This is a genomic window from Acidimicrobium ferrooxidans DSM 10331 (assembly GCF_000023265.1).
GTDB classification, from domain to species: domain Bacteria; phylum Actinomycetota; class Acidimicrobiia; order Acidimicrobiales; family Acidimicrobiaceae; genus Acidimicrobium; species Acidimicrobium ferrooxidans.
Genome location: NC_013124.1, coordinates 1,063,871 through 1,076,607 on the forward strand (window position 1 = coordinate 1,063,871; position 12,737 = coordinate 1,076,607).

The 12,737-nt window shown below is 69.0% G+C and carries 9 protein-coding genes; 6 read left to right on the forward strand and 3 right to left on the reverse strand.

All coding sequences use genetic code 11. The features are described 5' to 3' along the window. Positions 1-5 precede the first annotated feature (5 nt). The 5 genes from AFER_RS05285 (at position 6) to AFER_RS05305 (ending at position 7,866) form a co-directional block, all read left to right on the forward strand. Complete coding sequence (locus AFER_RS05285; RefSeq protein WP_083769439.1) at positions 6-1,580, forward strand: acyl-CoA carboxylase subunit beta; 1,575 nt, start codon at positions 6-8, stop codon at positions 1,578-1,580. Continuing rightward, positions 1,577-3,517 carry an acetyl/propionyl/methylcrotonyl-CoA carboxylase subunit alpha gene (locus AFER_RS05290; protein ID WP_015798456.1) on the forward strand — a complete coding sequence of 647 codons (1,941 nt, stop codon included), beginning with the start codon at positions 1,577-1,579 and terminating at the stop codon, positions 3,515-3,517. The genes AFER_RS05285 and AFER_RS05290 overlap by 4 nt, the downstream gene beginning before the upstream one ends. Further along, positions 3,518-5,284 carry an acyclic terpene utilization AtuA family protein gene (locus AFER_RS05295; protein WP_015798457.1) on the forward strand — a complete coding sequence of 589 codons (1,767 nt, stop codon included), beginning with the start codon at positions 3,518-3,520 and terminating at the stop codon, positions 5,282-5,284. After that, a complete protein-coding gene (locus tag AFER_RS05300; RefSeq protein WP_015798458.1) occupies positions 5,281-6,069 on the forward strand; it encodes an enoyl-CoA hydratase-related protein in 789 nt (262 codons plus the stop codon). The genes AFER_RS05295 and AFER_RS05300 overlap by 4 nt, the downstream gene beginning before the upstream one ends. A 363-nt stretch (positions 6,070-6,432) precedes the next feature. Beyond that, positions 6,433-7,866, forward strand: a complete 1,434-nt coding sequence (locus tag AFER_RS05305; protein ID WP_015798459.1) for an APC family permease — start codon at positions 6,433-6,435, stop codon at positions 7,864-7,866. Between the two features lie 84 nt (positions 7,867-7,950). Here the strand turns inward: AFER_RS05305 and AFER_RS05310 are convergent, their stop codons facing one another. Beyond that, positions 7,951-9,969, reverse strand: coding sequence for an MFS transporter (locus AFER_RS05310; protein WP_015798460.1), 2,019 nt, complete (start codon positions 9,967-9,969; stop codon positions 7,951-7,953). Then, positions 9,966-10,490 carry a MarR family winged helix-turn-helix transcriptional regulator gene (locus AFER_RS05315; RefSeq protein WP_015798461.1) on the reverse strand — a complete coding sequence of 175 codons (525 nt, stop codon included), beginning with the start codon at positions 10,488-10,490 and terminating at the stop codon, positions 9,966-9,968. Before AFER_RS05315 ends, AFER_RS05310 begins: the two co-directional genes overlap by 4 nt. 242 nt (positions 10,491-10,732) lie before the next feature. Between AFER_RS05315 and AFER_RS05320 the strand changes: the two genes are divergently transcribed. Next, complete coding sequence (locus tag AFER_RS05320) at positions 10,733-11,296, forward strand: YbhB/YbcL family Raf kinase inhibitor-like protein (protein WP_015798462.1); 564 nt, start codon at positions 10,733-10,735, stop codon at positions 11,294-11,296. 39 nt (positions 11,297-11,335) lie between these two features. On the opposite strand, the gene AFER_RS05325 is transcribed toward AFER_RS05320, so the two are convergent. Further along, entirely contained in the window at positions 11,336-12,697 is a 1,362-nt protein-coding gene (locus tag AFER_RS05325) for a chloride channel protein (protein WP_015798463.1), read from the reverse strand. Positions 12,698-12,737: the final 40 nt, after the last annotated feature.

Sequence of the window (12,737 nt, forward strand, 5' to 3'; positions counted from 1 at the left end):
CGGCGATGGTCGAGCTCGTGGAACAGCTCGAGTCGCTCCTCGACCAAGCCGCTCTCGGGGGAGGTGCCGAGGCCCACGCGCGCAGGGCCGCGCGAGGCCTGCTCGGGGTGCGCGAACGTGTCGGCCTCCTCGTCGATCCGGAGAGCCCCTTCCTCGAGCTGTCACCCCTGGCTGGCTATGGGACGGAGTACCGACTCGGTGGCGCCATGGTGCTTGGCATCGGCGTCGTGGAGGGGACCGAGTGCGTCATCGTCGCGAACGACCCATCGGATCTCGGCGGTGCCCTCACGCAGATCAGCGTGCGCAAGCTCCTCCGAGGGCTCGAGATCGCTCGCGCGAATCGGATGCCGCTCATCCAGCTGGTCGAGTCGGCCGGGGGCGACCTGCGGGGCTTCGTACCAGGCGACGATCCGGACGCTGCCCTGCGTCGCAACCTCGAGCACTTCGCCACCTCCGGCCGCATGTTCCACGACATCACCACCCTCTCTGCCGAGGGCATCCCGACGATCGCCGTCGTGTTCGGCTCGTCGACCGCTGGTGGTGCGTACCAACCAGGCCTCTCCGACTACACCATCCTCGTTCGCGACCGCGCGAAGGTGTTCCTCGGCGGCCCGCCGCTCGTGCGCATGGCGACCGGCGAGCTCTCCAGCGACGAGGAGCTCGGCGGCGCCGAGATGCACGCGACGGTGAGCGGCCTCGCCGACTATCTCGCACGAGACGAGCTCGACGCCATCCGCAGCGCACGCAGCGTCGTCGCCCATCTCCAGTGGCGCAAGGCGGGTCCCGGGCCGGTTCGGCGCGATCCTCGACCGCCGCGCTACGACCCCGAGGAGCTCCTCGGGCTCATGCCCATCGATCTGCGCGGCCCGGTCGACATGCGGGCGATCATCGCGCGCATCGTCGACGACAGCCGTTTCGAAGAGTTCAAGCCCTCCTACGGCCCCACGCTCATCACCGGATGGGCCGAGGTGCACGGCTTTGCGGTCGGCATCGTCGCCAACGACGGTGTGCTCCTCTCGGAGGCGTCTGCCAAGGGGGCGCAGTTCATCCAGCTGTGCAACCAGCGCGCGACGCCGCTCGTGTTCTTGCAGCACATCACCGGCTTCATGGTGGGGAGCGACTACGAGCGGTCCGGGATCATCAAGCACGGCAGTCAGCTCATCAACGCGGTCTCGAACTCGACCGTGCCTCACGTGACGATCATCCTCGGTGCGAGCTACGGTGCGGGCAACTACGCCATGAGCGGTCAGGCGTTCGACACGCGGTTCGTGTTCGCGTGGCCGACGGCCCGGATCGCGATCATGGGACCGACCCAGATGGCGGGTGTGATGTCGATCGTACGGCACGAGCAGGCAGCTCGGCGCGGCGTCGAGATCGACGAGGAGGCCGAAGCGGTGCTTCGGTCTCGGGTCGAGGCGTTCGCGCACGCCCAGTCGTTAGCGCTCTACGCGACGGGCCGCGTCGCCGACGACGGCGTGATCGACCCGCGCGACACCCGCGACGTCGTGGGCATGGCGCTCTCTGCGTGTCACAGCGCGCCGGTCATCGGGGCTCGGGGCTACGGAGTGTTCCGCCTATGATCCGCCGCCTGCTCATCGCCAACCGTGGCGAGATCGTCGCTCGGATCGCGCGCACGGCGCGCATGCTCGGTATCTGGACCGTGGGGGTGTACGCGCCGCCCGATCGCTCAGCGCCGTGGCTGGACGCGACCGATGACGTGATCGGGTTGATCGGTGACGGCGTCCAGGAGACCTACCTGAGTGTCGAGGCGCTCCTGCGGGCGGCGCAGCGTGTCGGTGCGGATGCGCTCCACCCTGGCTACGGGTTCTTGTCGGAACATCCGGGCTTTGCCGAAGCCGTGATCGCCGCCGGCCTCACGTGGATCGGGCCGCCACCGGAGGCCATCGCCCTCATGGGCGACAAGGAGCGCGCCAAGGCACACATGGCTCGCGCGGGTGTGCCGACGCTACCGACGTTCGCGCCCGACGACCCGGACGTCGTGCTGCCGGTCCTCGTGAAGCCCACTGCCGGCGGCGGGGGCAAGGGCATGGACGTCGTGCGCGAGCGTGCGGCGCTCGGCGCGGCCATCGACGCTGCTCGACGCACGGCTGCGGGCGCCTTCGGCGACGATCGGGTCTTCCTCGAGCGCTTCGTCGAGGTGGGTCGACACGTCGAGATCCAGGTGGTCGCCGACGGGCACGGGGCAGTGGTGCACTGCTTCGAGCGTGAGTGCTCCATCCAGCGTCGTCACCAGAAGGTGCTCGAGGAGGCGCCCTCGCCGGTCCTCGATGCGGACCTTCGCGAGCGCATGGGGGCAGCGGCGTGCGCGGCCGCTCGCGCGGTCGGCTACCGAGGCGTGGGGACGGTCGAGTTCCTCCTCGAGCCCGACGGGTCGTACTGGTTCCTCGAGATGAACACGCGCCTCCAGGTCGAGCACCCGGTGACCGAAGCCATCACCGGCATCGACCTCGTCGCCGAGCAGCTGCGCATCGCCGAGGGCCGACCGACGTCGCTGCGCCAGGACGGCCTCGGCATCGACGGCCACGCGATCGAGGTCCGCCTCTACGCGGAGGACCCGGCGGCCGGGTTCTTGCCCCAGACCGGCACGCTCGTCGAGTGGGCGCCTGCGGACGAGCCTGGGATCCGGTGGGATTCGGCCGTGGCGACGGGCACCACGGTCGCGATCGAGTACGACCCACTGCTCGCCAAGGTCATCGCGCACGCTCCGACGCGCGACGAGGCTGCCCGTCTGCTCGCTCGAGCCTTGCGCCGTAGCCGGATCCGTGGCGTGACGACGAACCGGGCGTTCCTCGTCGCCCTGCTCGAGCACCCGGAGTTCCTCGCCGGTGCGACGACCACCGACTTCATCGAGCGCACTGGCATCGCCCATCTCGCTGCGGCGCATGCGCCTCTCGCTGACGATGCGCTCATCGCGGCGTCGCTTCGCGCACGTGCCGACGACCGGGCTCGGGTGGAGCTCGCGACGACGCTGCCTGCGGGTCGGCGCCTCGGGCGGCTGCCGGCGACGGCACGTACCTGGCGCGTCGGCGACGAGGTGCGCACGGTCGCGCTCACGGAGGATCGCGCCGGGCGGTTGTGGATCGGGGATCGTCGGCTCGATCGGGTGGGGGTCGAAGGCGGCTGGGTCGAGTGGTTCGAGCGGGAGGTGGGCTGCGAGCTTCGACGCCGGTTCCACGTGCTGCGCGACGGCGACACCTTCTACGTCCAGGGCGACGGGGTGGATGTGCGCATCGAGCGCGTCGATCCGTTTGCCGGGCCTGCCACAGAGCCCGCCCTTCGGGGCGGCCTCGAGGCGCCGATGCCCGGACGGGTCCTCTCGGTGGAGGTGGGGGTCGGCGATCGGGTACGCGCCGGGGCGCTGCTCGCGATCCTCGAGGCGATGAAGATGGAGCACCACGTCCTCGCGCCCCACGACGGCGTGATCGGCGAGGTGCGCGTGGCGGTCGGGGAGCAGGTCGATCGCGGCGACGTGCTGGTGGTCCTCGAGGAGGGGTAGATGGCGCGCCCGGTTCGCATCGCCAACGTGAGTGGCTTCTGGGGCGATCGCGTGGCCGCCGCGCGCGAGATGGTCGACGGCGGGCCGGTAGATGTGTTGACGGGGGACTGGCTCGCCGAGCTCACCATGGTCATCCTCGCGCGCCAGCGGGCCCGAGATCCGCTGGCCGGCTTTGCGACCTCCTTTCTCACCCAGGTCGAGGACGTGCTCGGCACCTGTCTCGATCGCGGGATCCGCTTCGTCGCCAACGCAGGCGGTCTCGCACCCGAGCGTTGCGCAGCGGCGGTGGAGGCGATCGCAGCCCGGCTCGGACTCGCACCACGCGTGGCGTTCGTCGACGGCGACGACCTCGCAGGTTCGCTCGAGGCGATCGCAGCCGGCGGGACGCCACTCGTGCACGCCGAGACGGGAGAGGCCCTCGGTCAGCGGACGGTCCTCACGGCGAACGCCTACCTCGGGGGCTGGGGCATCCGCACCGCGCTCGACGACGACGCCGACGTCGTCGTCACTGGACGCGTCGCCGACGCATCGCTCGTCGTAGGGGCGGCAGCGTGGCACCACGGTTGGGCTCGCACCGATTTCGACCGAATCGCCGGCGCCATCGTGGCTGGGCACGCGATCGAGTGCGGCACCCAGGTCACCGGGGGCAACTACGCCTTCTTCGACGAGATCCCGAACGCCCTCCACCTCGGCTTCCCGATCGCCGAGGTCGCAGACGACGGGAGTGCCATCATCACCAAGCACCCCGGTCACGGTGGTGCGGTCACCGTCGGGACCGTGACCGCACAGCTGCTCTACGAGATCGGGGCGCCGAGCTACGTCGGACCGGATGCGATCGCGCGCTTCGACACGATCGTGCTCGAGGACCTCGGACACGATCGAGTCCGCATTCACGGCGTGCGCGGGGAGCCACCTCCCCGAACCGCCAAGGTTGGGCTCGCCGTCGCAGACGGATGGCGCCTCCGCCTCGGGGTTGCGATCACCGGACTCGACGTCGAGGCCAAGGCCGCTCTCTTCGAGCGGCAGCTGCGCGCAGCCACCGAGGGTCTCGGGCTGCGTCGACTCGAGGCGCACCTCGTGCGCACCGACAAGCGCGATCCGCGCTCCAATGAGGAGGCGACCGCCACTCTCGAGATCTCCGCCGACGCCGACGACGAGGCGGTGGTCGGGCGAGCTCTCCGCGCTCGCGTGACCGAGCTCGCACTCGCGTCCTTCCCGGGCCTCTGGGTGAGAGGGGTCACGGCCCGCCCAGAGCCCTTGGTGCGCTTCTGGCCGACCTTCGTCGGCTGGGAATGGATTCACGAACGCGTCACCACGCCATCGGCGACGATCACGCTGGAGCCGCCGCCGTGGAGCGACGGCGCGCATCGCGAGGTCGCCCAACCCGAGCCCGCCGTCGATGCGACCGTCCAGCCGAGCGATGCGTTCGGCCCGTGCCGGATCGTGCCGCTCGGTCGGCTCGTCGGAGCGCGCTCGGGCGACAAGGGGGGCTCGGCGAACCTCGGGGTGTGGGCCAGAACGGAGGAAGCCTACGCCTGGCTCGCTGGCTTCTTGGACGTCGACGAGCTCCGAAGGCTGCTGCCGGAGGTTGCGCCGCTCCAGGTCGAGCGCTGTGCACTCCCCAACCTGCGAGCGCTCAACTTCGTCATCCATGGACTGCTCGGGGAGGGCGCCTCAGCACCGCGACGGGCGGATGCGCAGGCCAAGAGTCTTGGCGAATGGCTGCGTGCCCGACTCGTCCCTATTCCGCTACGGTTCCTCGTGTGAGCGAGACTGACGAGATCCTGCTCCTCGAGCGTCGAGACGGCGTGGTGAGGATGACCCTGAACGACGTCGCGCGACGGAACGCGCTCTCGCCAGCGCTCCTCGATGCGCTCCATGGTGCCCTGCGCGAGGGGAGCAGTGATGAGGACGTGCGCGCCATGGTGATCACGAACGCGGGATCCGTCTTTTGCGCGGGAGCCGATCTCGCCGCGGCGGGCACGAGCGCCGGCGATCACGCGACGCTCGCCGACGTCCTCCTTGCCATCGAGGAGTCCCCGAAGCCGGTCATCGGCCGCATCGGCGGACATGCCTTCGGCGGCGGGCTCGGGCTGGCTGCAGCGTGCGACATCTCCATCGCTTCGTCGGAGGCGCGCTTCGGCTTCACCGAGGTGCGCCTCGGTGTCGCACCCGCCATCATCTCGGTGGTGTGCCTCCCGAAGCTGCGTCGCAGCGACGCGCTCGAGCTCTTCTTGACCGCAGAACGCTTCGAGGCGACTCGTGCCGTCGCGAGTGGGCTCATCACCCGTGCCGTCGAGCCCGCTCGACTCGACGCCGAGGTCGACGAGGTGATCGCTGCCGTCCTCCGCGGTGCTCCAGGGGCGCTCGCGGTCGCGAAGCGCCTCGCCCTCGGTCACGATCGCGAGGCCTCGCGCGAGGCCTATGCCGCCATGACCGAGCTCTCGCAGGCGCTGTTTGCGGGTGCGGAGGCTGCCGAGGGCATCGCGGCTTTCCGAGAGCGCCGAGCTGCCGCCTGGGTTCCACTCGGGCTCGGGGGCGCACGCACCTGAGCCCGGTGCGAGCCGTGGCCGCGCGACAGTGCAGTCGCGGCATCTCGCGCGCCGTCGGTGGATCGTGATCGCAGATCCCCTCGCGCAAGGGTCTCGTGCCTTGCTCGAACCGCCCGGTCGTCCGCGGAGACGGTGGGGCGAGCGCCTGGCGGTGCTGGTGCGTGCCGGCCCAGGAGACTTCGGCTCGATGGCGCACGGCAAGCGGGCCTCATCACGACGAGCAGGGTCCGAGAGGTCCAACGGTGGGCCTCTCCAGCGGCCATCACCCTGTGCTGCGGCGTCATCACGGATCTTCTGGACCTCGCCGCGGGCGGCGGCTACCATATCGTCACCATTGCGAGCGATGAAGGGGGAGATGAGGGTATGACCACAGTTCCGTCCGGCGACGGGGATACCGCGTCGGGCCATCCGCGGCTCAGGCACAACGCGCTCGGCGTCGGTGACATCCTCGGGGTGTCGTTGGCCGATACGGCGCCGGCCATGAGCTTTTTCTTTTCGTTCGCCGCGATCGCTGCGGCCGCAGGCGTGGCTTCGCCGATCGCGATCGTCGTCGCCGCGATCGCCGTTCTGCTCAAGCTCAACAGCCTGGTCGAGTTCACCAAGGTGATACCGAGTGCCGGGTCGTACGTGTCCTACATCGCCAAGGCGTTCGGCGGTCGGGTGGGTGTGGTCACCGCGTGGGCCCTCGGGTTCGGCTACATCGTCGCGGTCGGCTACGTGATGGCGGTGATGGGTGGCTTCACCTCCCAGGTGATCCAGCAATACCTGCACGTCCACGTGCCCTGGCAACCGATCGCGGTCGTCTTCGTGGTGCTCGTGTCCTACCTCGTCTATCGAGGCGTCACCATCAGTGCACGCTGGGCAAGCGCCTCGTTCGCGTTCGAACTCGCGCTGATCGTCGTAGCCATGATTGCCATCGTTGTCCACTACCACAACCAGCTCTCGCTCGTGAGCCTCGATCCCGCCAAGATCTCGCGGGGCATCTCGGGTCTCGGGCTCGCCTTCCCGCTGGCGGTGTTCCTCTTCATCGGCGTCGGGAATCCGGGTGCGATGGTGGAGGAGACGCGTGATGCGCGCCGGAGCGTTCCGCGAGCGATCTACACAGCGGTCATCGTTGCCACCATCATCTACGTCCTCATGGCGGTGACGACGTCGATCGCGTTCCACAACGATCCGACGACCATCGGCAACCTTGCCGCGCCCTTCGTGACGGCGGCGAGCCATGCACTCGGGCCCTTTGCGATCCTCGTCTACCTGGCCGGCTTGACCAGCACGTTCTCGTCGCTGCTCGGGGCGACGACGGCGCAGACACGGATCTTGTTCAGCGCGGGGCGCGACGGCATGTTGCCACGAGGTCTCGCGCGCCTCTCCTCGCGGCACCAGACCCCGGTGAGCGCGCTCGCGGTGTACTGGATCGGGGCCGGGGTCATGACCTTGATCTGGGCCAGCACCGGCAACCCGCTGGTGCTTGCCGGTGACATCGCCACCCTCGGAACCATCCCGATCGCGCTGACCTACCTCGCGCTCAACATCGCACTGCCGGTGTACTACCTGCGCTTCCACCGCGAGGCGTTCGCCCCGCTGCGCCATCTCGTGATCCCTGTCCTTGGCGTTGCCTCGCTCATCTTGCCGCTGTGGGGCCTGATCAAGCCTGGTCAGCCCTACCCGTTCAACGTGTTCCCCTACATCGCACTCGCGGTGATCGCGATCGGTGTGGTGGTCTCGCTCGCCACGGGTCATCGTGTCCGGCCGCTTGCCGAGGCACCGTTCGATCCGCTCGCTGAGGCCACCGACTGAGATCGCCCGAGCCCAGCTACGACACTGCCCCGGCCAGACGTGGCCGGGGCAGTGTCGTGTGATGGGTCACGGCAGGAGAACGGCTCAGGCGGAGCGAGCGGACCCGCGAGCCTCGGAGAAGAGATCGTCGTCGGGATCGAGGACCCCGAGCGTGTCCGCGATGGCCTCGACGAGGCTTGCCGCGGTCTCGGAGGTTGCGCCCTCACCGAGCGTCTCCGCGATGACCGCACGGCGCGCATCGTCGAGTGCGGCCCGAGCGGTTCGCCCCGCCTCGGTGAGCTCGATGACGTCCGCGTCGGTGCGCACGAGGCCAGCGTCGCGGAGTCGAGCGAGCGCGTCGGACAGATCCCAGCCGGCTCGCGTCGCCATCGTGAGCGTGCTCTGTGGCAGCCGCCCATCGCGCGCCCGGAAGAGCAGCCAGGTCGCCGCCGGAGTCGTGCCGAGTCCGGCGTCTTGTGCGAGTCGTCGATACAGCCGCTCGACACCGCCGTCGCGTGAGAGCCGTTCGAGGACGCGGCTGATGGCGTCCTTGGCGGGATCGGCTTCGGGCATGGCGAATCCCTCACCGAGGTCCGCGGCCGCGACGGAGCGGCGCAGGCGCAGCTCGGGCAGGAAGAGCGTGAGCACGAAGGCCAAGAGGCCGATCGGCGCTGCGACGAGGAAGACTCGGTCCAGGGAGCTTGCGAACGCGTGCAGGAGCTGGGGCAGGATCTGGGCCGGGATGGCGGTGAGTGCCTTCGGGCTCTCCTCGGCCTGAACCGCCAGGTTGGCCGGGAGGTGGTAGCGGGTGGCGACGGCAGCGAGCTTGGAGTCGAGCGCATTGGTGAAGATCGAGCCGAAGATCGCCACGCCGAACGAGGCGCCGATGGAGCGGAAGAACGTCGCCCCAGAGGTTGCGACGCCGAGGTCTTCGTAGCCCACCGCGTTCTGCACCGCGATGACGAGCACCTGCATCACGCCGCCGATCCCCACCCCGAGCACGATCATGTCGAAGGCGATGACGCCGTAGGACGTGTGCACGCTGAGGCGGCTCAGCAGCCACAGTCCGACCGTCATGAGGGCCGTGCCGACGATCGGGAAGACCTTGTAGCGCCCGAATCGACTGATGAGCAGGCCTGCCCCGATGCTCATGACGAGCAGGCCGGCCATGAGCGGCAGCAGCTGGATCCCGCTGACCGTGGGGGAGGCACCGCGAACGATCTGCAAGAAGGTGGGGAGGAAGGTGATTGCGCCGAACATCGCAAAGCCGACCACGAACCCGATCGCACTCGTCATCGAGAAGGTGCGGTTGCGGAAGAGGCCCATGCGCAAGATGGGCTCGGAGGCGCGCTGCTCGACGAGGACGAAGGCGACCAGGGCGACGGTGGATGCGATCGTGAGGGTGATGATCTGCCACGAACCCCATGGGTACGTCAACCCACCGAGGGTCGTGACGAGGATGTAGCCGGTCGCGGCGAGGGCCACGAGCAGCGTGCCGAGGTAGTCGACGCGATGCTGGACGCGCGTGGAGAGCTGGGGCAGGGCGCTCGAGATCACCGCGATCGCGATGATGCCGATGGGCAGGTTGATGTAGAACACCCAGCGCCACGAGAGCGAGTCGACGAAGAAGCCACCGAGCAACGGTCCGACGACGCTCGCGACCCCGAAGATCGCGCCGAAGAGCCCCTGGTACTTGCCCCGATCGCGCGGTGACACCACGTCGCCGATGATCGCTTGCGCGCCCACGATGAGGCCACCGCCACCGAGTCCCTGGAGACCGCGGAACAGAATCAGCTCCAGCATGTTCTGCGACAGGCCGGAGAGCGCCGAACCGACGAGGAAGATGAGGATCGCGAGCTGGAAGAAGCGCTTGCGTCCGTAGAGGTCGCCGAGCTTGCCCCACAGCGGCGTCGAGGCGGTCGAGGCGATGAGGTATGCCGTGACCACCCAGCTCAGGTGGCTGAAGCCATGCAGGTCGTTGGCGATGGTCGGGAGTGCGGTGGCGACGATGGTCTGATCGAGGGCTGCCACCAGCATCCCGAGCAAGAGGCCAGTGAGAATCAGCCCAAGGCGAGCGCCGTGGGCGCGTACCGTCGACGACGGCGAGAGCGTGGTGTCGGTCATCGAATCCTCCTGGTGGTGGTGTCGGTCATGGTGTGGTCGAAGGCACTCTGGAGATCGGCTCCGAAGCGCCGAAGTAGGTGGGCGAGTGTTGCAATGTCATCGTCGTTCCAGTCGGCGAGCGCGTCGTCGAGGAATCGTCGATGTCCCTCGCGGATCTGGGCGAGGTGTGCTCGTCCCTTGTCGGTAAGGGCGATGACCTGCGCCCTGCGGTCGTTGGCGTCACTGCGACGCGTGACGTAGCCGAGAGCTTCGAGGCTCGCGACGTGCCGACTGGCGACCGAGTGCGAGAGGCCAAGGTCGCTGGCCACCTCGCCGAGGCGCCTGGGTCCGAGCTTCGCGAGTACGCCGAGGATCGCCAGCGCGCCACCTTCGATCTCGAGGCCGAGGGCGCGGGCGAGCGGACCGGTGTGTTGGCGCGCGATCCTCGAGAGACGCGACAGCTCCTCCCAGACCGCGCTGACATCGGCTCGCGTCGGAGCGACGTCACCGGAAGCGCGCATAATGGTCGTCCTCTCATTCATCGGCGCTCCCGTCTCCTGGGATCGTCGACGGGGCTTGCTCAATAGGTGTGTGACGAACACAACAATAGACGGTGCGTCGATGTTCCCGACCGCGTGCCGGCTTGTGGTCCGATCGGTGCTCGAGCGCCATCAGCCAGCTCTCCGCGCGGACAGGCCCTTGCGTCTGCTGCAGCGGTCGCGGATCGCGGTTCGTCACCAGGGGGTCGATAGGCTGCCGGCTGGGGAGCGAGGGAGAGCCGACGGTGTCGTATGGAGTTGTTGGTCCGCTGCTGCGCAATCGCAGGGCCGGACCTTCGTCGTTGTTGTGGGCGAGCCCGGAGGCACGGGGCCCTGAGACGCTCGTCGTCAGCTCTCCGGCCTTTCGCGATGGCGAGCCGCTGCCAGATCGCTACCGCGGTCGCATGGTCGGGCTGAACGTCTCACCGCCGCTTCGGTGGTCGACGCCACCCGCGTCAGCCGTCGAGCTCGTCCTCGTGGTCGAGGATCCGGACGCACCGCGGCGCCGGGCACCGGTGCACGCAGTCGCACGAGGCATCGAGCCGGTGCTCGAGTTCTTGCCCGAAGGCGCCCTCGCTCGGCCGAGTTCGGTACCGGGGGTCGTGCTCGGCAAGGGACTCCTCGGACAGCAGGCCTGGGTGGGTCCGATGCCGCTGCGCGCCCACGGTCCGCACCACTACACGTTCCAGCTCTTCGCGCTCGACGTCCGGCTCGACCTGCCAAGGGTCTTCACCCGCGACGATGTACGCACCGCGATGGACGGCCACGTCGTTGCACGGGGTCAGCTGGTGGGGACCTACGAACGCTGAACCCCTCGGTCGGCGCGAGCGTGGTGCGTCGTGTTCGGATCACGCCGACGGGGACTCGTCGAGGCGAGTCGGTAGCTGGGATCGGTAGATCGAGTCGTCGACGGCCTTGACGATCAGCCAGGCGATCGCGACCGCGATCATCGCTGGTCCCAACAAGGCGATGGTGCCGGTCATCTCCGCGACCATCAGCATCACCGCGATCGGTGCACGAGAGATGCCGCCGAACATCGCCATCATGCCCACTACGACGAAGGCGGAGGCGTCGTGGCCGATCGCTGGGACGAGCGGTGCGAGGATGCGCCAGACCGCAAGGCCGGTGAAGGCACCGATGACCATGCCGGGCCCGAACACGCCACCGGAGCCTCCGGTGCCGATCGACAGCGACGTCGCGACGATGCGAGCGATGGGCAGCACCACGATCACGAGGAGCGGGGTGTGGAGCATCTGGTCGCTGAGACCCTTCTGGACCCATCCATAGCCGGTCCCGAGCACCTCGGGGAGCCAGAGGGCGAGGAGACCGACGAGGAGGCCGCCGATCGCCGGACGGAAGTGTCGAGGGATCGGGAGCCGTCGAGCAAGGCGCACCGTGCCGTAGAACGAGCGCGCGTACAGCAGGCCGATGGCCCCGGCCACGACCCCGACGATGGCGAACCACACGAGGGTGAGCGGCGTCGTGAGCTCGAAGTGGCCAGCGACGGCGAACAGGGGGCGGAACCCGTAGACAGCGTCGAAGATCGCCGAGGCGATGAGCGAGGCGAGCAGCCCTGGGAGCAGTGCTTCGTACTCGAAGTCGTCGCGGTAGACGATCTCGGCCGCGAGCACGGCGCCACCGAGCGGGGCGCCGAAGATGGCACCGATCCCAGACCCGATCCCGACCGAGACCGCGACGCGCCCGTCCTCGGTGCCGAGGTCGAGGACTCGAGCAAGCAGCGAGCCGAAGCCGGCGCTGATCTGGGCGGTGGGTCCCTCGCGTCCACCCGAGCCACCCGATCCGATGGTCAGCGCCGAGGCGATGATCTTGACGACGACCGCGCGCAGACGGATACCCCGGGGGTCGTGGAGGACGGCATCGATGGCGGCGTCCGTCCCGTGCCCCTCTGCTTCGGGTGCGAGCGTGAACACCAGCATGCCCGCGCCGATGGCGCCCAGCACCACGCTGAGGGGGATCGCCCATGGCCGCGCGTAGTGGAGCGATCCTGGAGCATTGCCCTCTCCGGCTGGCGTCGGGACCTGATAGCCGGCGAGCACGGCGAGGAACTCATGGGTGGCGAACGTGAGGGCCGCGTAGAAGATGACGGCGCCGGCCCCGGCGATGACGCCGAGCGCGATCGCGAGGATCACCCGTCGTAGCAGCGTGGGCTGCCGACGAAGCCACCGTGACGTCTGCGTTCGGATCGTCATCGCCGAGATCCTCCTGATCGACGAGCACCGTCTCGATGTG